Source organism: Citricoccus sp. I39-566 (assembly GCF_031432995.1).
Taxonomy (GTDB): domain Bacteria; phylum Actinomycetota; class Actinomycetes; order Actinomycetales; family Micrococcaceae; genus Citricoccus; species Citricoccus nitrophenolicus_A.
Genome location: NZ_CP133842.1, coordinates 2,353,679 through 2,374,856, shown reverse-complemented (window position 1 = coordinate 2,374,856; position 21,178 = coordinate 2,353,679). Strand labels below are relative to the sequence as shown.

The 21,178-nt window shown below is 73.1% G+C and carries 15 protein-coding genes; 4 read left to right on the top strand and 11 right to left on the bottom strand.

Translation table 11 applies throughout. The annotated features are described in order from the left end of the window. Window positions 1-65: 65 nt before the first annotated feature. Window positions 66-1,880, top strand: coding sequence for a glycosyltransferase (locus RE421_RS10880; RefSeq protein WP_309809617.1), 1,815 nt, complete (start codon window positions 66-68; stop codon window positions 1,878-1,880). 51 nt (window positions 1,881-1,931) lie between these two features. On the opposite strand, the gene RE421_RS10875 is transcribed toward RE421_RS10880, so the two are convergent. From RE421_RS10875 to glgA, 10 genes are read right to left on the bottom strand one after another with little or no spacing between them, the layout of a single operon-like run. Then, complete coding sequence (locus RE421_RS10875) at window positions 1,932-2,900, bottom strand: NAD-dependent epimerase/dehydratase family protein (protein WP_309817313.1); 969 nt, start codon at window positions 2,898-2,900, stop codon at window positions 1,932-1,934. A 58-nt stretch (window positions 2,901-2,958) separates the two neighbouring features. Then, entirely contained in the window at window positions 2,959-3,996 is a 1,038-nt protein-coding gene (locus RE421_RS10870) for a glycosyltransferase family 9 protein (protein ID WP_309809615.1), read from the bottom strand. Next, window positions 3,986-5,428, bottom strand: coding sequence for a PfkB family carbohydrate kinase (locus RE421_RS10865; protein ID WP_309809613.1), 1,443 nt, complete (start codon window positions 5,426-5,428; stop codon window positions 3,986-3,988). Before RE421_RS10865 ends, RE421_RS10870 begins: the two co-directional genes overlap by 11 nt. Further along, window positions 5,425-7,299, bottom strand: a complete 1,875-nt coding sequence (locus RE421_RS10860) for a glycosyltransferase (protein ID WP_309809611.1) — start codon at window positions 7,297-7,299, stop codon at window positions 5,425-5,427. Before RE421_RS10860 ends, RE421_RS10865 begins: the two co-directional genes overlap by 4 nt. Next, complete coding sequence (locus tag RE421_RS10855) at window positions 7,296-8,255, bottom strand: glycosyltransferase (RefSeq protein ID WP_309809609.1); 960 nt, start codon at window positions 8,253-8,255, stop codon at window positions 7,296-7,298. Before RE421_RS10855 ends, RE421_RS10860 begins: the two co-directional genes overlap by 4 nt. Beyond that, entirely contained in the window at window positions 8,252-9,364 is a 1,113-nt protein-coding gene (locus RE421_RS10850; protein ID WP_309809607.1) for a glycosyltransferase family 9 protein, read from the bottom strand. Before RE421_RS10850 ends, RE421_RS10855 begins: the two co-directional genes overlap by 4 nt. Next, the gene (locus RE421_RS10845) at window positions 9,361-11,001 is read right to left on the bottom strand and encodes an HAD-IIIA family hydrolase (protein WP_309809604.1); all 1,641 of its coding nucleotides are present in this window, start codon (window positions 10,999-11,001) and stop codon (window positions 9,361-9,363) included. The genes RE421_RS10850 and RE421_RS10845 overlap by 4 nt, the downstream gene beginning before the upstream one ends. Beyond that, window positions 10,998-12,635 (bottom strand): carbamoyltransferase C-terminal domain-containing protein, encoded by a 1,638-nt coding sequence (locus RE421_RS10840; protein ID WP_309809602.1) that lies wholly within the window; start codon window positions 12,633-12,635, stop codon window positions 10,998-11,000. Before RE421_RS10840 ends, RE421_RS10845 begins: the two co-directional genes overlap by 4 nt. A 56-nt stretch (window positions 12,636-12,691) precedes the next feature. Continuing rightward, the gene (locus RE421_RS10835) at window positions 12,692-13,615 is read right to left on the bottom strand and encodes a polysaccharide pyruvyl transferase family protein (RefSeq protein ID WP_309809600.1); all 924 of its coding nucleotides are present in this window, start codon (window positions 13,613-13,615) and stop codon (window positions 12,692-12,694) included. Continuing rightward, window positions 13,612-14,808, bottom strand: a complete 1,197-nt coding sequence (gene glgA, locus RE421_RS10830) for a glycogen synthase (RefSeq protein ID WP_309809598.1) — start codon at window positions 14,806-14,808, stop codon at window positions 13,612-13,614. The genes RE421_RS10835 and glgA overlap by 4 nt, the downstream gene beginning before the upstream one ends. An 80-nt stretch (window positions 14,809-14,888) precedes the next feature. Between glgA and glgC the strand changes: the two genes are divergently transcribed. After that, window positions 14,889-16,133, top strand: coding sequence for a glucose-1-phosphate adenylyltransferase (gene glgC / locus RE421_RS10825; RefSeq protein ID WP_309809596.1), 1,245 nt, complete (start codon window positions 14,889-14,891; stop codon window positions 16,131-16,133). Window positions 16,134-16,193: 60 nt separating this feature from the next. Here the strand turns inward: glgC and RE421_RS10820 are convergent, their stop codons facing one another. Next, on the bottom strand, window positions 16,194-16,895 hold the full coding sequence (locus tag RE421_RS10820) for an SDR family oxidoreductase (protein WP_309809594.1): 702 nt from the start codon (window positions 16,893-16,895) through the stop codon (window positions 16,194-16,196). Window positions 16,896-16,977: 82 nt separating this feature from the next. Here RE421_RS10820 and RE421_RS10815 point away from each other — a divergent pair, with 82 nt between their 5' ends. Together RE421_RS10815 and pepN are read left to right on the top strand one after the other, a co-directional pair. After that, the gene (locus RE421_RS10815) at window positions 16,978-18,360 is read left to right on the top strand and encodes an aldehyde dehydrogenase family protein (RefSeq protein WP_309809593.1); all 1,383 of its coding nucleotides are present in this window, start codon (window positions 16,978-16,980) and stop codon (window positions 18,358-18,360) included. 75 nt (window positions 18,361-18,435) lie between these two features. Next, a complete protein-coding gene (gene pepN / locus RE421_RS10810) occupies window positions 18,436-21,168 on the top strand; it encodes an aminopeptidase N (RefSeq protein WP_309809591.1) in 2,733 nt (910 codons plus the stop codon). Window positions 21,169-21,178 lie beyond the last annotated feature (10 nt).

Sequence of the window (21,178 nt, the reverse complement as noted above, 5' to 3'; positions counted from 1 at the left end):
TGGCCGGGACCGCGGTGTTCCCCTAGGCTCGAGGGACTGTGCAGGGCAAGCCGAGGGAGACGACCGTGACCGGACCGATGGCCCCACCCCGCCCTCCGGAGCGCACCACCGTGGTGGTGGCCACCCGCAACCGCCGGGAGGAGCTCCTGGCCTACCTCGGACACCATGAGGCGCCGGTGATCGTGGTGGACAACGCCTCCACGGACGGTTCGCCGGAGGCCATCGAGGCCGCGTTCCCGCGGGTGCGCGTGGTGCGGCTGCCGCGGAACCGCGGGGCCCAGGCCCGGACCGTCGGCGCCCGACTGGCGGACACGGAGTTCGTGGCCTTCGCCGATGACGACTCCTGGTGGTCGCCCGGTGCCCTGCGGCGCGGCGAGGAGCTCTTCGCGGGGCATCCGCGCCTAGGGCTGCTGGCCGCGTCCATCGCGGTGGGGCCGGACGAGGTGCCGGACCCCATCAACGCCGTGCTCGCCGACTCCCCCCTGGGACCGGCGTCGGCCGGATCGGGCCCCCGGCTCCTGGGCTTCGTGGCGTGTGCCGCCATGGTGCGCCGCTCGGCGTTCCTTCAGGTGGGCGGCTTCGACCCCGTGGTCCGCTTCCCCGGCGAGGAGGAGCGGGTGGCCCTGGACCTGGCCGCCTCCGGCTGGGAGCTCGCCTACGCCCCCGAGCTGTGGGTCCACCACCATCCCTCCAGCCTGCGGGAACCGAACGAGACCCGCCAGCGGGAACTGCTCCGCAGCCGGCTGCTGACCACGGTGATGCGCCGGCCCTGGGCGGCCGTGGGACACGAGCTCCGCTCGGCGGCGACCGCCGGGTCCCGGGGCCGGCACGCACTGGCCTCCGCCCTGCCGCGGATCCCGGCCGCGGTGCGCCGGCGCCGGCCGGTTCCCGCCTCCGTCGAGGCTGACCTGGCCCGGCTGCGACCCCGAGCGACGGTCACCGCCACCCCGGCGCCGCCGCCCGGCGGTCCGGGGGCCCTCCACGCTCGGCTGTCCGTGGTGATGATCACCTACAACCGCCGGACGGAGGCACTGCAGTCGCTGGAGCGGCTGGCCTCCCTGCCGGAGCGGCCCCGCGTCGTCGTGGTGGACAACGGGTCCACGGACGGCACGGCCACGGCCATCCGGGAGCGGTACACGGGCGATCCGCAGATCGTGCTGGTCGCCAGCCCGGACAACCTGGGGGCCGTGGGACGCAACCTGGCCATGGAACAGGTCACCACCGAATTCGTGGCGTTCTGCGACGACGACACGTGGTGGGAGCCCGGAGCCCTGGATCTGGCCGTGGCGGCGCTGAGCGACCACCCCCTCCTGGGCGTCGTCACCGGCCGAATCCTCGTGGAGCCCGGCGGCCGGGACGATCCCATCAACGAGGAGCTGCTGCATTCGCCCGTGGACGGACCGCAGTGGCTCCCGGGCCCGGCGCTCGGCAGCTTCCTGGCCGGGGCGTCCGTGATGCGCACGGCCGCGTTCCGCGAGGTCGGCGGGTTCAGTCCACGGCTCTGGCTCGGCGGCGAGGAGGAGCTGATGGCGGCGGACCTCGCCACGGCGGGCTGGGAGCTGTGCCACCTGCCGGAGATGCTGGTGCACCACCAGGCGTCCACCATCCGCGACCCGCACCTGCGCCGGCGCCACGGCCTGCGCAACACGCTCTGGTTCATCTGGCTGCGTCGCCCGGTCCCGGCCGCCCTTCGCCGCACCCGGGACGTGCTCAGCACGGCGCCGCGGGACCGCACCACCGTGGCCGGTATCACCGACGCCCTGGGCGGTGCCGGCTGGGTGCTGCGCGAGCGTCGGGTCCTGCCCCCGGGCGTGGAACGGCGCTTCCTCGCGCTGGAGGATTCCCAGCGCCGCAGCAAGGCGCGGCAGTACGTCAGCTGAACCGGCCGCCGTCGTCCCGGGTGTGGGGCGACGGCGGCACCCAGTCCGCGGTCAGCCGCTGCGGGTGGCCGTCCGCAGGTCGTCCTCGTCCACGGCCGTGCGGAACCACTCCACGGTCCGCGCGAGGCCTTCGGCCCAGGGCACCTCCGGCGCCCAGCCCAACTCGCGGGAGGCCAGGTCCGTGTCCGGACGGCGGACCAGCGGATCGTCGACCGGGCGGTCGATGAACTCGATCGACGCACCGGATCCGGTGGCGGCCACGACGTCCCGGGCGATCTGCAGCACGGAGAGCTCGTGGGGGTTGCCGATGTTCATCGGACCGGAATGGTCGCTCCACGCCAGGGCCAGGATCCCGCGCACGAGATCCGAGACGAAGCAGACCGAGCGCGTCTGGGCGCCGTCACCCGTGACGGTCAACGCCTCGCCCGCCAGCGCCTGCCGGATGAACGTGGGAATCGCCCGGCCGTCGTAGGGACGCATCCGCGGGCCGAAGGTGTTGAAGATCCGGACGATGCCCGTGTCCACCGCGTGCTGTCCCCGGTAGGCCACGGTCATGGCCTCGGCGAAGCGCTTGGCCTCGTCGTACACGCCCCGCGGTCCCACCGGGTTGACGTGCCCCCAGTAGTCCTCGGGCTGAGGATGCACCTGGGGGTCACCGTAGACCTCCGAGGTGGAGGCGAGGATGAAGCGGGCGCCCTTGTCCTTGGCCAGGCCCAGGGCGTGCAGGGTGCCGATGGAGCCGACCTTGAGGGTGTGGATGGGCAGCTTCAGGTAGTCGATCGGGGAGGCCGGAGAGGCGAAGTGCAGCACCAGGTCCACCTCTCCGGGCACGTGGATGTAGTCCGTGACGTCGCACTGGACCAGGCGGAAGCCGGGATCGCCGACCAGGTGCTCGATGTTGACGGCGCTGCCGGTGAGGAAATTGTCCAGGCAGACCACCTCGACCTCGCGCCGCCGCAACTCGGTGCACAGGTGGCTGCCGAGGAAGCCCGCGCCTCCGGTGACGACGGCCCGGCGGATCGGGCGGCGGGATCCAGTTCCGACGGGGTCCTCGTGGTTCTCGTGGTGCTCGTGGCTCTCAGGGTTCACGGTGGATCCTTTCGGGGGCGGGGGTGGGGGTGGGGACGGTGTGCAGCTGGGTGCGCGCCGCCTCCAGCACCTCGTCGACGGTGATCTTCTCCAGCAGCGGGTCGAGGGTGTCGCCGTGGGGGTCGCCCCACGTCCCGGCGTCCGGATCGCCGTGCCAGAGGACGGTGTGCAGGTCTGCGTCGATGGCCGGTCCCCACCGCGCCGGGGGCACCGGGCCGAACAGCACCACGGAGGGCACGGCCCAGCCGGTGGCCAGGTGGGCGACCCCGGTGTCCCCGGACAGGACGAGCCCGGCGTCACGCACCAGGGCGGAGAGCTCCTCCACGTCGTGGACACCCGTGTGGTCCTCGACGCCGGCCACTCCTCCGGCCACGGCCTCGCCCAGCCCGGCCTCGGCGGCAGATCCGGTGACCAGGACCCGGTGTCCGCCGGCGGCCAGTGCGGCGGCCACCCGGCGCCAGCGCTCCACCGGCCAGTGCCGGGAGGCCGACGCCGCCCCCGGGTGGACCAGGACCGGTCCGGGTCCGGACCGATCCCGGCGCTGGCCATCGGCAGCGGCCCGGGGCCGCAGCCGCAGGTCCTCCCGCGTGCAGTCCGCGCCCGCGTGCCGCACGAGGCGGCACCAGCGGTCCACCTCGTGCTCTGCCGCGCGCCAGTGGGGCCCGTCGTGACCCGCTTCCAGGGCGGCGAAGGCGATCTGCCGCTCGGGCCGCGCCTGTTGCAGCAGCCGGTGGCTGGTGGGCCCCCGGCCGTGCAGGTTCACGGCCACCGTTCCCGGTGGGAACTCGGGCAACGGTACGAGGCCGGGGAGCGGGAGCACCTCGTCCACGACGCCCAGACCCCGGAGCAACCGGCCGGTGGCGGCGGGACCCGCCAGCACGAGTCTGCGGTCCGGATACCGCCGTCGTATCCCGCGGAGGGCGGCGACGCCGGTCAGCGCGTCGCCCAGGCCCAGGGCACGGAGCACGAGGATGTCGTCCGGGCGCAGGGTGACCGCGGTGGCCTCGTCCGGGGCGTCAGCGGGCATCCACGTTCCCCGCGGTGATGCGCTGCACGATGCCGGTGGTGGAGTGGCCGGGAAGGTAGGGCAGCACCTCCACGCGTCCGCCCCAGCTCCGGACCAGGGGTGCCTCGGGCAGCAGGTCCGGGGTGTAGTCTCCGCCCTTGACCCAGATGTCCGGGCGCAGCCGGTCCAGGGCGGCGCGGGGGTCGTCCTCGTCGAAGACGAGCACGCCGTCGACATCGCGCAGCCCCATGAGCAGGGCGGCCCGGTCCTGCTGCGCCACCACCGGCCGGTCCGGGCCCTTGAGGCGGCTGACCGAGTCATCCGAGTTGAGCAGGACCACCAGCACGTCGCCCAGGTCGCGCGCCCGGCGCAGCGTCTCGAGGTGGCCCGGATGCAGCACGTCGAAGCACCCCCCGGTGGCGACCACGGTGCCGCCGCGGGCCCGGGTGGCGGCCACCGCGTGGATGGCCGCCTCCTGCGGGTCCTGCGCGAGCGGACGTGACGCGGGGCGTCGGGTGGCGGCCGGTCCGTCCGGGCCGATCCGTCCGTCCCGGAAGGCGGCGGCACCGCCGGCCTCCACCCAGCGGGCGGCGGCCGCGACGGCGGCCTCGACCGAGCGGTGCACCGATCCGCCGGCGGCCAGCTGGACGGCGACGGCGGCGGCGAAGCGGTCGCCGGCACCACAGGGATCGGAGGAGTCCACCGGCACGGTCGGCAGCAGCTCGGCGGTTCCGGACGTGGCCAGGAACGCCCCGCAGGCCCCGGCCGTCACCGCCACGGAACGGGTGTCCCAGCCCACGCGCAGGGCCTCGGCCAGGCTCTCGTCCGGGACCTCGGCCCGTGCCGTGTCCAGCCGTCCCCACGCCGCACGGGCCTCCGCCAGGTTGGGAGTGACCACGGCGCATCCGGGCACCGGGGAGCCGCCGCGCGGATGCGGATCCCACACGACCGGCACGCGGGCCGCCGTCTCGGTGAGGGCGCGTCGCACGGACTCGTCCCGGGTGATGCCGCCGCCGTAGTCGGAGACCAGGATGACGTCGGCGTCGCCCAGCACGGCGGCGAGACCACCGGCGTCCACCTCCAACGGCGTGCCCGGCCCGCCGGCGTCGATGCGCACGAGGGTCTGCCCCGCGCTGCGGACGCGCGTCTTCGTCCGGGTCCCGCCCTCGTGGCCGAGGGCGTGGACGTCGATGCCGGTCAGTTGCGCGCGCAGCTCGGCCGCGGCGTCGTCCTCGGCCAGCGGCGCCACCAGGACCACGGTGGGCGGCTCCCCGGGCAGACCGCCGGCCCGTCCGGCGCACAGCAGCGCGGCCAGGCCCGCACCACCCGGACTGGCGTGGACGTGCCGGACGTCCACCACGGGGACCGGGGCGTCCGGGCTCAGCCGCTCGGAGCTGCCCGTGATGTCACGGTCCAGCAAGACATCCCCCACCACGACGATCCGCGCACTCATGGCGTGTCCTTCCTCTCGACGCCCGGAACGGTCTCCGGGTCGGGTTGGCACCGGTTGAATCCTTCGTCCATCACAGCACACAGTGCGTGCAGCAGGACCAGGTGAGCCTCCTGGACGACCGAGGTCGATGGCCCCGGCACGCACACGGCCTCGTCGGCCAGCTCGGCCAGCGGGTTGGGTCCCGGACCGGTCAGCGCCCAGACGCGCATCCCGATCCGCCGGGCGCGGCGCGCCGCCTCCAGCACGTTGGGGCTGGTCCCGCTGGTCGAGAGCAGCACCAGCACGTCGCCCGCCCGCCCGTGGGCCCGGACCTGGCGGGCGAACACCTCGTCGGCCCCGTAGTCGTTGACGATCGCCGTGAGGGACGAGGTCTCCGCCGAGAGGCACACGGCCGCCAGGGGGCGCCGCTCGCCCTGGAAACGCCCGACCAGCTCGGCGGTGAAGTGCTGGGCCTCGGCCGCACTGCCGCCGTTGCCGGCGGCCAGCACGCGTCCCCCACCGGCCAGCACCTCGGAGAGACGGCGTCCCCACCGGTCCAGCACGTCGGCGTCGCCCTCGAGCTCGGCCAGCGTCCGATCCAGCTCGCCCCGGTGCTCGGCCAGCAGCCGGCGGGTGGCCTCGGGCCGGCTCGGGTGGGTCTGTCCGTACCCGGACAGGGCGTGCCGGTAGGCCGTCTCGGTGAGCTCGGCCACCCGCTCCCAGCTGAACAGCCGCTGCACCCGTTCCCGTCCGGCCCGGCCCATGCAGGCGGCCAGCGCCGGGTCCTCGGTGAGGCGGCGGATGGCCGTGGCCGTGGCGTCCACATCCCGGGGCGGGACGAGCAGCCCGGTGGTCCCGTCGTCGACACTGTCCAGCAGGCCTCCGACGGCCGAGCCGACCACGGGACGGCCACAGGCCATGGCCTCGAGCGGCACGATGCCGAAGGGCTCGTACCACGGGGTGCAGGTGACGATGTCGGCCGAGGCCAGCAGTCTGGCGGCCTCGTCGCGGCCGACCCGGCCGGTCAGGGTGAGCCGGTCACCGACCCCGTACTCCTCGGCCAGCGCCAGCAGTCGCCGGGCCTCGGGGTCCCGGCCGAGCACGGCGCGGTCCGGTCCGCCGGCCACGGTCAGGTGAGCCTGGGGAACCTGGGCGAGGGCGCGCACGACGACGTCCACACCCTTGCGCTCGACCATCCGGCCCAGCGCCACGAGATGCACCGGGTCGTCGGCGGTGCGCCGCGGGCCGACCTCCTCGGGCGGGGTGAAGGCCATGGCATCCACGCCGCAGGGCACGATGCGGACGTGTTCCGGGTCGGCACCCAGGCCCATCAACTCGTCCACCTCGTCGCGGCAGGTGGCCAGGACCAGCTGGCTCTGCTCCACGAGGCGTGCCTCGGTTCCCAGGCGGCAGGCCGGGCTGGTGTCCGCGAGTCCCTGGTGCCGGCGCTTGACGGACCCCAGGGCATGGAACGTCTGGAGGGCCGGGATGCGGGCGGCCTCCGCGGCCGTGGTCGCGGCCATCCCGGACATCCAGAAGTGAGCGTGCACGAGGTCGGGGACGCCGTCCCGGCGCCACTGGGCGGACATCCAGCGGGCGAACCCGTCCATGTACGGCGCGAGCTCGTCCTTGGGGAGCTGTTCGGCCGGACCGGCGGGGACGTGCACGACGGTCACGCCCGGCGCGGCCTCCACCTGCTCGGGCAGGGACGCGTCGTCGAGGCGGGTGTAGACCCGGACCCGGTGGCCGCGGCAGCCCAGCCGGGTGGCCAGGGAGGCCACGAAGACGTTCTGGCCGCCGGCGTCCACGCCGCCGAGGGCGGCCAGGGGTGAGGCGTGCTCGGAGACCAGCGCTATATCCAGGCGCCCGGTGTCCAGGGGCTCGGTGCTCATGCGACCACCCGCCCGATCAGCGCGTCCCAGTCGGCCAGGAACCTCTCCAGACCGTACCGGTCCACCGCGTGGGCGCGCGCCGCGGCCCCGGCCTGGGCCGCGAGCACGGGGTCCTGCAGCCACTGCCGGCCACGGTGCGCCAGCTCGCCGAGATCGTTGCTGAGCAGTCCGGCGGAGGGCGGCACGGCCCGCGGCGCCTCGGTGGCGGACAGCGCGAGCACGGGCAGGCCCAGGGTCATGGCCTCGAGCAGGGCCAGCCCCAGGCTGGTCCACCGGTACGGGTGGAAGTACACGCGATGTGCGCCCAGGGCCCGGTGCAGCTCGGACTGCCGGTAGTTCTCGTGCAGGCTGCCCTCGAGCCAGGGCGCGAGTGCGGCCAGGTGGTCCATGCCCATGCCGTAGACCTCCACCGGCAGGTCGCGGGACAGCTGGAGCACCAGGTCGGTCCCCGCCACGCGGGTGCGGCGCACGGGCTCGTTCACCACCACGGCCAGGGACGCCCGCTCGCCGGTGTAGAGGTGGCCGGGATCGAGGACGCCGTGCTCGATCACCTCGGTGCGGGCCGTGCCGGTGTCCCACATGATGCGGTTGAAGTGGGTGACGTGCACGACCGGGACGGTGTCCTGATCGGCATAGGGGTGGCCGGAGGCCATCGCGCTCCCGGTCGGGGCGTTGTGCTCCAGGTAGACGGCCGGGACGTCGGTCCCGGCCCGCAGGCCCGTCCAGCGCTCCAGCAGTTCCGCCTCGTGTGGCCGTTGCAGCACCACGAGGTCCGGTCGTTCACCGGCCAGCTGCGCGGCGGTCAGCTCCCGTGCCGAGGCGGGCCAGTCCCAGGTCTGGGCCCGGCCGCGGCCGTCCGGTCCCCGGTCGTCGTCCACCGGCAGCAGGTAGTCGTGCTGGCCCTGGACGAACGCGGTCATCCAGGAGCCGTGCACGTGCCAGATCAGGATTCTCATCGCTCTCCTCCGGAGGTTTTCAGGGGTCCGGTGCCGGCCTCGTGGGCGGCGCGGACCGGTGCTTCGGTGGGTTGGGTGAGCCCGGCCACGGCGGCGACCACGTCGGCGCCGGTGACTCCGCTCAGACAGGGGTGTCCGGGGACGGGGCAGTCACGGGCCCGGCTGTCCCGGCAGGGGGCGTGCTGGTCACCGAGCAGACGGACGGGGACCCCGTAGGGCCGCCAGCGCTCGGGCGGGACCACCGGTGAGAACAGGGAGACGACCGGTGTGCCGACGGCGGCCGAGAGGTGGGCCGGGCCGGTGTTGCCGACCACCGTGCAGGCGGCGGCCTCGAGGACGGCGGCCAGGCCGGCCAGGTCCGTGCCCCCGGCCAGGTCCAGCACGGTGGCGTCCGGGCAGTGGCGGCGGGCCAGGGCCACCGTCTCGGCCGCCAGCTCGCGTTCGGCTGGCCCCCCGGTGACGACGACGGCGTGTCCGGCAGCGGCCAGGGCCGCCGCGAGGGTCCCGGCGTGGGCGGCCTGCAGCCCACGGGCCGGCACGGACGCGCCCGGGTGCAGGACCACGTAGCCGCCGGAGCGCAGGGACGCCGGCACCGCCTCCGTGAGGGGCGGCAACGGGTGGCGCACCCGCAGGCGGGGTTGCTCCGGCCGGGGGGCACCGGCGGCCACGGCGATGTCCAGGGCGGCCTCGACCTCGTGGCCGCCGCCCGGCGGGTCCGGCCGCTTCAACCGCTCGTCCAACAGCGAGCCGGGGTAGTCCACGCTGGTGCCGACTATGTGTCCGATGCCGGCCATCCGCGCCAGCAGGGCCATCGGCAGGGGGCTCTGGTGGAATGAGGTGAAGATCGCGGCCCGGTCGTACCCCATGGCGCGCAAGCGTCCGACCAGGTCCAGCGTGGCCTCCGTGTCGAGCGCCGGCGGGCGGAAGCCGGACCACGGGGCGTCGAACTCCAGGACCGTGTGGACACCCGGCAGCAGCCGTGCCGCGGCGGCTCCGGAGGGGGAGGCCAGCAGATCCACCGTGCCGATCTCGGACAGGGCCCGGATCGCCGGTCCGGTCAGCAGGACGTCGCCGTCGGAATCGAGTCGTACCGCGAGGATGCGCGTCATGTACTGGGCTGCTCACCGCCCGGGGCCGGGATCCGGGCCGGGGCGCTGGAGGAGGATTGCTGCCCGGACGCCCAGTCGAGCACGAGGTCCACGGCGGCGGCCAGGTCCGGCGCGGTGACCGGGGCATCGGCGATCTCCTCGGGCCGGGTCACGTGGGTGGGCACCAGGACCGAGCGGGCGCCGGCGGCCTGGGCGGCCTCGATGTCCGCCCCGATGTCGCCGATGAGCACGCAGTCCTCCGGACGCACCCCGAGGGCCTGCGCAGCGGCGAGCACCATGCCCGGCCGCGGCTTGCGGCAGGCGCAGTTCTCGGCCGGTCCGTGCGGACAGACCTGCCAGGAGTCGAAGGGGCCGAGCAACCGGTCGATCCGCTCGTTGACGGCATCCACCTGGTCCCGGGAGACCAGTCCGCGGGCCACCCCGGACTGGTTGGTGACCACGGCGGTTCCCAGCCCTGCCGCGCGGACGCGATCCAGGAGGCTCCGGGCACCGTCGACGGGATCGACCCGGGCCGGATCGCCGTTGTAGGGAACGTCGTGGACGAGGGTGCCGTCCCGGTCGAAGAGCACGGCCCGGGGGCGCACCGGCCAGGGACCGGTGGACCGGTGCTGCATCCAGCCGCAGCAGCGATGCCAGAGCGCGCTCGGGGGGATGGTCGCACTGGTCAAGGCCATCCGACGCAGTTCCGCCCCGAAGTCCGGGTCTCCCGAGCTCGGTCCGGGAGCCAGTCTCCTGCCGAGGAAACGCCCGTAGAGGGTGGTCCAGGCCAGGGCGCCGGCTCCGGCCAGCCCGCCGGCCCGGCGGGAGCCGGCCACCCGGCCGACGGCACCGATCAGCGCGACTGCGGCGGCCGTCGTCGTGGCCACGTGCCAGCCGAAGGCCCCGGGGGGCGCCTCGGCGAGCTCTCGCCAGCGCGGTCCGTGCAGCCGGCGCATCAGCGCGTTGTCGGCGTTGCCGGCCTGCACGCGCTGGCTGACCCAGTCGTCCGCCGGACGGACGGGGTGGAGGATGTGGCGTTGTCCGTGCACCAGCCGGTAACCGGCGAGACGGACCCGCAGGGCCAGGTCGGCGTCCTCGCGGTAGGCCCGGGGGAATCGCTCGTCCAGTCCCCCGACCTCCTCGAGCACCCGGCGGCGATAGGCCATGTCGGCGGTCGCCCACTCGGCGTCCTGCAGTGAGGCGGTGTTGCGCTCCCAGTCGGTGGGTGCACGGTCCACCGGCAACGGCACCGTGATCCGCCCTTGGCTCGCGGCCACCTCCTTGGGGCAGGCGGCCAGGTCCGTGGCCAGGTCGCGGGCCCAGGTGGCGGGCAGCTCGACGTCGTCGTCCAGGAAGGCGATCCACTCCACGGCATCGCCGACGGCACGCCAGCCGCGGTTGCGCGCCGCCGCCGGGCCGCGTCCGTAGCCGCGCACCACGCGCACGGGCTCACCGTCCACTGTGGGCGCCAAGGGAACCAGCCGGGTACCGGCCGCCGCGGGTTCGCGTCGGTCGTCCACCACGACGATCTCCACCGGTCCGGGGTGGGACGCGTCGGTCTCCAGGGCAGCCACCGTCTCCAGGAGCCGGTCCAGGGAGGGGCGTCCGAGTGAGGGGATGACGAGGGCGTACCGGGTCTGGGCGGGGAGGATGCTCATGCGAAGAATCCCGCCCGGCGGACCAGGTGCGGGCCCAGGACCAGCGCGGCCACGGGTGCCGATCCGAACAGTTCGAGGGCGTCGCGGGGGTCGTCGACCATGGGGCGCCCGGCCGTGTTGAGGCTGGTGTTGACGACCACCGGGACGCCCGTGCGCTCGTCGAAGGCGCGCAACAGGGCGGCGATGCCGGGGTTGTCCCGGTCGGAGACCGTCTGGATGCGGGCCGAGCCGTCCACGTGCGTGACGGTGGGGATGCGGTCACGCCATTCCGGCGCGACCTCGTGGGTGAAGAGCATGTAGGGACTGGGGAGGGGGCCGCCGCTGAAGATCTCGGCGGCGCGGTCCTCGAGCACCATCGGCGCCACCGGCCGGAACTGTTCCCGGCCCTTGACGTCGTTGAGCCGCTCCAGGTTCTCGGCGTGCATCGGATTCGCCAGCAGTGACCGGAACCCGAGGGCGCGGGGCCCGAACTCGCTGCGGCCGTCGAACCAGGCGATGACGCCGTTCTGCTCCAGGATGCCGGCCACCTCCGTGGCCAGCGCCTCGCGGGAACCGGGCGTGGTGAAGGGCACCTGCGCGGTGGTGAGCCACTGGGCCAGCTCGTCGTCGTCCCAGCGGCGCCCCAGGGCCGCCGTCGGCTTCGGGCAGGCGAGGTCGCCGGCCTGCTGGGCCAGGGTCAGGGCAGCTCCCAGTGCCGTGCCGGAGTCTCCCGACGCCGGCTGGACCCAGACGTCCTCGAAGCCGGCCTCGCGCCAGATCCGTGAGTTGGCCACGCAGTTCAGGGCGGTGCCGCCCGCCATGGTGAGCACGCGCTGGCCGGTCCTCTCGCGTAGCCAGCGGGCCAGCTCCACCAGGGTCTCCTCGACCACACACTGGACGGAGGCGGCGAGGTCGGCGTGCGCGCCGCCCCAGGTGCCGTCGTCGATGCGCCGGGGGGCGAAGCGCTCCCAGTCCGGGGCGCGGGCGGTGAAGCCGCCGTCCCCGGTGGCGTGGACGTCCTCGCGGAGCTCATCCAGGAAACGCGGAGACCCGTAGGACGCCAGCGCCATGACCTTGAACTCGTCGGACGAGCGGAGGAACCCGAGGTGGTCGGTGAGGGACTCGTAGACCAGGCCCAGGGAGTCCGGTAGTTCCTGCCGGGCCAGGATGGAGAGCTCGCCGTCCACGTACTCCCCGGCCAGGTGGGAGTGGCCTTCCCCCCGCCCGTCGGAGACGAGCACGGCACCGCTGCGGTAGGGCCCGGCGAGCCCGGAGGAGGCGGCGTGGGCCACATGGTGCTGGACATACGAGACCTTGACCGGGTCGAGGCCGGGCAGGGCCTCCGCGATGAACCCCGGGGCCCGGCGCACGTAGTCCAGACGGAGGTAGTCATAGGGGTCGTCGGGAATCTCCACGGCGATCGCCGGGTCGAAGGAGTAGGCCACCCCGTCCAGCTCCTCGGCGGTGATCCCGGCCTCGGCGAGCACCCAGCGCATGGACTGTTCGGGCAGCTCCCATGCGGAGAACGGTACGGGCCGCTTGCCGTGCTTGCGGCGCGAGAACCTCTCCTCCTCAGCGGCCGCCACGACCTCGCCGTCGACGACCAGGGCGGCGGCCGGATCATGGAACGTTGCGTTGATTCCCAAGTAGCGCACGCGGCCAGTCTTACACACCGGCACTGTGACCGAGGACACGGCGTGTCAAGATCTGGTCAACTCTCGTTGAGGTACTGGATCAACGTCCCCAATTCGCTCGCGACGAGGCCGTTTGCCGCGGGGGCGGACTGGGCCCGAGAGGCGCGTTGCGCCAGCGCCCTGCCCTCGGACAGGCACCACTCCAGGTGGTGGTCCAGGGCGCTCTCCGTGGCCTCGCCGGCGGACAGGACCGCCGGCCAGTCCAGCGCCTGGGCCTGCGCGGTCACCTTGCCGCCACCCTCCACCGGGTCCAGGGCGATGGCCGGCACCCCGGCCCGCAGCGCGAGGACGAGGCCGTGCAGGCGCATGGTCACCACCGCGTCCAGTCGCTGGATCACCGACTGCAGCTGCTCCGGGGACGTCGGTAGGCGCCAGTCCCGTGGATCGAGGCGGGTGTCCAGGTCCAGCCGTCCGGCATCGACCCGGGAGAGCCACGTCTCGAGCGTGCCCCTCACCGGGTCATGACGCCGCCGGGCCCCGTACTCCTGCTGGCCGCCCGTGAGGAAGACCCCCAGCACCGGCGGCAGGGACGTCCCGGACGCCATCGGCGCCACGGTGGCCAGGTCCGGCCGCGGAGCCGACTCCGGCCCGTCACGGGCCAGGACGCGGTGGAAACCGGTGACCGCCGGATCCGCGGGGTCGATGACGCTGACGCCGATGGCGATCCTGGTGCAGTGTGCGAAGCGTCGGTGGAGCTCCACGAGCGGAGGCCCCATGGCCGGGCCACAGGCGAAGACGAGGTGCGAGTAGAGGCTGGGGTCCGCATCGTCCAGGGCGAGCCCGCCCGGTGGGCGCATCACGGGGCTCCAGGCGGTGTCGTGGCGGAGGTGGGACCGGGACAGCGCACGCTCCACCGTCCGCATGGACAGCACGTCCCCGGCGGTGGCCTCCCCGTGCAGGACGGAGGACCAGCCGACCAGGAGCACCCGTGTGGCCGTCACCGACGGGCAGACTCGTAGACGTCCAGGGTCTGATCGGCGATGGACTCCCAGGAGAAGTGGTCGATCGCCCGTTGCCGGCCGGCCTCGCCCATCCGTCGTGCCCGGTCCGGGTCCTCGAGGACCGCCGTCAGGGCCGCAGCGAAGTCGGAGACGAAGCGGTCCGGGTCCACGGGTGTCCCGGTGCCGTCGCTGGCCTGCTCCACGGCGACCAGGCGACCCGTGGCGCCCTCCTGGACCACCTCGGGGATCCCCCCGACGGCCGAGGCCACCACGGCGGTGCCGCAGGCCATGGCCTCGAGGTTGACGATCCCCAGCGGCTCGTAGATGGACGGGCAGGCGAACACGGTGGCCTGGGAGAGGACCTGCATGATCTCGGCTCGCGGCAGCATGCCCTCGATCACCACCACGCCGTCCCGGGTGGACTGCAGCTCCTCGATCAGGGCGTTGACCTCGGCGGCCAGTTCCGGGGTGTCCGCGGCGCCGGCGCACAGCACCAACTGCACCTCCGGAGCGAGCTGGGAGACCGCGCGCAAGAGGTAGGGCACGCCCTTCTGGCGGGTCACCCGCCCCACGAAGGCGACGGTCGGCCGGTCCGGGTCGATGCCATGCCGGGCGAGGGGGCCGACGTCGTCCTGGGGGGTCCAGAGCTCGGTGTCGATGCCGTTGTGCACGACTCGGACCTTCTCCGGGTCCACGTCAGGGTAGGCGGCCAGGATGTCCCGGCGCATGCCCGCCGAGACCGCGATGACGGCGGCCGCCGAGGCATAGGTGGTGGCCTCGGCCCAGGTGGACAGCCGGTACCCGCCGCCGAGCTGCTCGGCCTTCCACGGCCGCAAGGGCTCCAGGGAGTGGGCGGAGAGGACGTGCGGCACGCCGTGCAGCAGCCCGCCGAGGTGACCGGCCATATTGGCGTACCACGTGTGGGTGTGGATGAGGTCCGTGCCGGCCAGGTCCGCCAGGATGGTGAGGTCGGTGCCGAGGGTCTGAACGGCGGCATTGGCGTCCTCCAAGCCGCCCGGCACCCCATAGCTGGTCACCGCTGCCCCGTGGAAGTCGGGCTCCCGGTCCTCCCCGAAGGCATGGATGCGCAGATCGGTGCGGCGGGCCAGCACCCGGGAGAGCTCCGCGACGTGCACGCCCGCGCCGCCGTAGATGGTCGGGGGGAATTCCTTGGTCACAATGTCGATGCGCACGGTATCAACGTAGTCCAGCACACTCCTGTGCCGTTAGTGTGAAGGAACGGATGCTCCTCTGACGGGACGGGATGCCTCAGATGCCACAGAAGAAGGTGCTGGCGATAGTGCTGGCCGGCGGTGAAGGTAAGCGGCTGATGCCCTTGACGGCGGATCGGGCCAAGCCCGCGGTCCCCTTCGCCGGGAGCTACCGGTTGATCGATTTCGCGCTCTCCAACCTGGTCAACTCCGGATATCTGCGGATCGTGGTGCTGACGCAGTACAAGTCCCACTCCCTGGACCGCCACATCTCCGAGACCTGGCGGATGTCCACCCTGCTGCAGAACTACGTGGCCTCCGTGCCGGCCCAGCAACGGCGCGGGAAGGACTGGTTCCTCGGCAGCGCCAACGCCATCTACCAGTCGATGAACCTCATCCACGATGCCCGGCCGGACATCGTGGTGGTGATCGGCGCGGACCACGTCTACCGCATGGACTTCCAGCAGATGGTGGACCAGCACATCGAATCCGGGCTCTCGGCCACGGTGGCGGCCGTGCGCCAGCCGGTGGAGCTCGCACCGTCCTTCGGCGTCATCGAGACCCAGCAGTCCGCGCCGGGACGCATCGAGCGCTTCGTGGAGAAGCCCGCCACGACCGAGGGGCTGGCCGACGATCCCACGCAGTTCCTGGCCTCCATGGGCAACTACGTCTTCACCGCGGACGCCCTCGTGCATGCCCTCAACGAGGATGCGGCGGCCCAGGACACGGAGCACGACATGGGCGGGGACATCGTCCCGTGGTTCGTGGCGCAGAACGACTGCGGCGTCTACGACTTCACCACCAACCGGTTGCCCGAGGAGACCGGCGGCACCCACTACTGGCGGGACGTCGGGACCCTGGACTCCTACTACGACGCGCACATGGACCTGGTGAAGCCGTGGCCGGACTTCAACCTCTACAACCCCGAGTGGCCCATCTTCACGCGCCAGTCCGTGTCACCGCCGGCCAAACTGGTCCGCTCGGCCACCAAGAGGCCCGGCACCGCCGTGGACTCCATCCTGTCCCAGGGCGTGGTGATCTCCGGCGGGACCGTGGCCCAGTCCGTCCTCTCCACGGATGTCCGGGTGAACAACGAGGCGTGGGTGGAACAGTCCGTGCTGCTGGACGGCGTGGTGGTGGGCAAGGGGGCCAAGGTCCGCAACGCGATCCTGGACAAGAACGTCGTGGTGCCGGAGGGCGTGCAGATCGGGTTCGATCGGGCCGAGGATGAGGCCCGGGGATTCATGGTGACCGACTCCGGGCTCACCGTGACCTCCAAGGGCCAGTTCGTTCCACCCCTGGACTGAACGGCCAACAAGCCACATGCCTTGTACTCTCGCGCACAAGGCATGTGACTTGTCGTTGTCTCAGGGCCAGGAGGGCTCCTCCGCGTGGGCGATGAACAACTCTCGCACCTCGCATCCGGCCGGCTGCGACAGGGCGAACAGCACGGCGTTGGCCACGTTGGACGGATCGTTGAGCTGGGAGTCGTCCTGCGGCTTGTACTGCTCGGTCCGGTCGTCGAAGAACCGGGTCTTCATGCCGCCGGGGATGAGCTGGGTGACGCCGACCTCGCCCTTGAGCTCCGCGGCCAGTGCCTGCGTGAAGCCGAGGACACCGAACTTGGAGGCGCAGTAGGCGGTGGCGTCCGAGGCGCCCTTCAGCGCCAGCGTGGAGGCCACCGTGATGACGCGCCCGCGCGAGGCCTTGAGCGCCGGTAGGGCCGCCCGCACGGTGGAGACGGTGCCGAAGAGGTTCACCCGGACCACCAGCTCCCAGTCATCGACGGAGACGTCCTCCAGCCGACCGCAGCGATCGATCCCCGCGGCCGTGACCACGGCGTCGAGACCGCCAGCCTCCGCGGCCGCGCGCTCGACGGTCTCGGTCACGGCGGCGGTGTCCGCGACGTCCACCTGATAGGCGGTCACGCCGCTGAGCGAGCTGATGTCCCGATCCAGGACGATCGGCTGACCGCCGCTGGCGCGAACCGCCTCCACGACGGCTGCACCGAGGCCGGAGCCACCACCGGTGACCAGGACCCGGCCGGGGCCGGAGGGTTGAGAAACCATGCACTTCTCCTCTCACGGGGACGACCGCCTGGACGGCGGCCTGATTCCCCCACCGTAACGTCAGACGGTTAGGGTCGGGACCATGACGAGCACATCGATCCCCCCGGCCGAGCTGACTGTCCTGAGCCCCCACGACGGCACGCCCGTGGGGACGCTACCCTGTGCGGGGGCGGACGAGGTCCGCGATGCCGTCGCCACGGCCAGGGCGGCGGCCCTGGACTGGGCTCGGACCAGCCCTGAGGAGAGGGGCCGGTGGGTGCGCGCGGCGGCAGACGCGCTGGCCGACCATGCCGAGGAAGTGGCCGGTCTCAACACCCGCGAGACCGGCAAGCTCCCGCAGGAGGCACTCGGCGGGGTGATGGCCGGCGTCGGGACCCTCCACCAGTACGCCGAACTGGGGCCGGTGCACCGGGGGCACAGCCTGCGGGGCCACGCGCTGGCCTCCGACTACACCGTGGTTGAGCCCCGCGGCGTCGTGGCCGCGATCACGCCCTGGAACGACCCGGTGGCCGTCGCCGCAGGCCTGCTGGGCGCCGCGCTCGTCACCGGCAACACCGTGGTGCACAAGCCCAGCGAGCGATGCCCGCACACCGGTGCCCGCCTCGGCGAGATCCTCGCCGGAGTCCTGCCGGAGGGCGTGCTGGTCACCGTGACTGGCGGTCCGGAGACCGGGCAGATCCTGACGGAGCAGGCAGGCCTCGATGTCCTCGCGCACGTGGGATCGACCGCCACCGGCGTGGCCATCGCCCACGCCGCGCTGTCCACCGGTGCGCATGTCATCCGTGAGAACGGCGGCAACGACCCGCTCGTGGTCGACGACGACGTCGATCCGGTGTGGGCGGCCGAACAGGCGGCGATCGGGGCCTTCACCAACGCCGGCCAGATCTGCACGTCCGTGGAACGCGTCTACGTCCACCGCGCCATCGCCGAGCCGTTCCTGGAGGCGCTGGCCGCCGAGGCCCGCCGCCGCAACGCCGACCAAGCCCTCGCGCCGCTCGTGGATCGCCGGATGCGCGAGGCCGTGCACGCCCACGTCCTCCACGCCCTGGAGCACGGAGCCACCGCGCTGGCGGGCGGGACCATCCCGGAGGGTCCGGGTTCCCACTATCCCGCCACGGTGCTGAGCGGCTGCACCGAGGACCTGCCGGTGATGACCGAGGAGACCTTCGGACCGGTCGCCCCGGTGCGGATCGTGGACAGCTTCGAGGAGGGCCTGCGCTGGGCGGCCGGCGGTCGCTATGGGTTGGCGGCGACCGTGCTGACCGGCCGCATCGCCCACGCGCAACGGGCCATCGCCGAACTGCCAGCCGGCACCGTGAAGGTCAACAACGTCTTCGGCGGAGCTCCCGGCGGTGCCGCCCAGCCTCGGCGGGCCAGCGGCGCCGGCTTCGGCTACGGCCCCGAACTGCTGGACGAGATGACGCAGGTGAAGGTCGTGCACGTGGAGATGCCCCCGACCCCGTGAGGACCGGCAACCACGCCGGGGACCGGACCGGGAAGTGCGCCGACTCTTTTCCTGAAAGAGTGGTTGAATATCTCCATGGTGATCGACAACACGATGGATGCTCCCCCGGCGGACGCGCCGCTGACCTTCCTGGAGCGCACCAACCTCACCAGGGATGAGGCGTTCGCCCGCTCCGCACTCGTCATCACCGGGGACTATGACGTGCGCCTGGACCTCTCCTCGGCCCTGGATCCGGCGGCCACCGGCTTCCGCTCCACGACGACGCTCACGTTCCAGTGCCGCGAACCCGGGTCCTGGACCTTCCTCGACTTCGTCAACGGCGGCGTGGAGTCGGTGGTCCTGAACGGTCGCGCCCTGGACCCGGCCCTGGTGGCTGGGCGGGCCCGGATCCTCCTGCCGGACCTGGCCGCGGAGAACGAGGTCACCGTCACCGGCACCGCGTGGTACTCCACCTCCGGGGAGGGACTGCACCGGTTCGTGGACCCCTCCGACGGCCAGACCTACCTGTATACCCAGTACGAGCCGGCCGACGCGCGACGGGTCTTCGCCACCTTCGAGCAACCCGACCTGAAGGCGCGGTTCACGTTCCACCTGACCGGTCCGGCGGACTGGGTCCTGGCCTCCAACCAGGCGCCGACCGCACGCCGGGCGGCCGGGACGGACGGCGCCGGCCGGGCCTTGGTGGCCGTGGACTTCGCCCCCACCCCGCCGATGTCCACCTACATCACCACCCTCCTGGCGGGCCCGTATGCCCACTGGCAGGACCGGTGGGGCGGCCACCCCGCCTCCGGGGCCCCCGAGGTGCCCCTCGCCCTGTACTGCCGGGCCTCGATGGCCGGATCCATGGACGCCGAGCGGGTCTTCGCCACCACGAAGGCCGGTCTCGACTACTTCCACGACCTGTTCGGCACCCCCTACCTGTGGGGGAAGTACGACCAGGCCTTCGTGCCCGAGTACAACCTCGGGGCCATGGAGAACCCGGGCCTGGTCACCTTCACCGAGCATCACGTCTTCACCTCGACGGCCACGCAGGCCCAGTACGAGGGCCGCGCCACCACGATCATGCACGAGATGGCGCACATGTGGTTCGGGGACCTCGTGACCATGCGGTGGTGGGACGACCTGTGGCTCAAGGAGTCCTTCGCCGACTTCATGGGCACCCTGGCCGTGGCCGAGGCCACGGAGTTCACCGGGGCCTGGACCACCTTCGCCAATCGGCGCAAGGGCTGGGCCTACCTCCAGGACCAGTACCCCACCACCCACCCGATCGTGGCGGACATCCCCGATCTCGAGTCGGCCCGGCAGAACTTCGACGGCATCACCTATGCCAAGGGCGCCGCGGTGCTCAAGCAACTGGTGGCCTTCGTGGGCCGGGACGCCTTCATGGCGGCCTCCCGCGAATACTTCGCCCGGCATGCCTGGGGCAACGCCTCACTGGATGACTTTCTGGCGGTCCTCTCGGCCGCCTCGGGCCGTGACCTGCAGGAATGGTCCGACGACTGGCTGCGGACCTCCGGCGTGCCCGAGCTGTGGGTGGAGGAGGGCGAGTTGCGTCAGGCGGGGACGGACCCCGCCTCCGGATCGGAGGTCCTGCGCCCGCACGTGCTGAAGATCGGTGTGTTCTCCCCCGACGACGTCGGCCGCCTGGCGCGTTCACGGAGCCTGGACGTGGAGGTCAGGCCCGGAGGGCAGGGTGCCCGGACACCCGTGGCGTTGCCGGTGACGGTGCCCGCGGGCCAGCTCGTCCTGGCGAACGACGAGGACCTGACCTACGCGAAGATCCGGCTCGATGAGTCGTCCCTGCAGGCCGTGCTCCGTTACCCCGTGGCGGACGCGCTGGCCAGTGCCACCGTGTGGGCTGCCCTGTGGAACATGACGCGAGACGGCCTGCTGCCGGCCGGGCAGTTCGTGGAGGCCGCCTGCCACCTCTCCGGCGGGTTGAGCGACGCCGGGCTCTACGGCAGCGTGCTCGAGCAGTCCAGGACGGCGGTGGATCGGTACGCCCCGGCCTCCGAGCGGGACGCCCTGCGGAAGAGGCTGGGCGAGGTGCTGGTGGAGGCCCTGCACACCTGTGGTCCGGGCAGCGACCGGCAGCGTGCGGCGGCCCGGACGCTCACGCGGTTGGCCCGTGGCGCCGGTGACGGGCCGGCGCCGGAGGGCGAGGCGACGTTCCAGCCGTTCTCACCGATCCTGAGCGTGCTGACCGGGACGGGGCCCGACGCGGAGCGCGACCGGGCGCGGCTGGCGCCCGGACTCGAGGTGGATGCCGAGATCCGCTGGCTGGCCTGGCAGGCGCTGTCCGCGCTGGGCCGCGCCACACCGGAGGACCTGGACGCGGCGCTGGCCCAGGACGTGACCGCCGCGCACGCCGTCTGGCACCGCATGGCCTGCGCCGCCCGGCCCGATCCCGCGGTCCGTCGCGCGGCCTGGGAGGCGGTCATGAACGGCGGCACCCCGGACGGACAGGCGCTGTCCAACGACCACCTCACGGCCACCGCCGCCGGCTTCACCGCCTCACGCCCGGACCTCGCGGAGCCCTTCGAGGGGCGCCTCTGGCCGGAGCTGGAGTCCCTGTGGTCGAGTCGGTCCAACGGGCTGGCCTCGAGGACGATCCACGGGCTGTTCCCCTCCCGGCAGGACGCGATCCCGGGCACGGCGGACGAGCAGCGGAACCACCCGGTGGTGGCTGCGGCCCGGGACTGGCTGGACGGGCATCGGCAGGCGCCCCGGGCCCTGCGCCGGATCATCCTCGAGGAGTCGGACGACCTGTTGCGCTCCCTGCGGGCGCAGGCCGCCCACCGGCGTTGAGACCGACCGG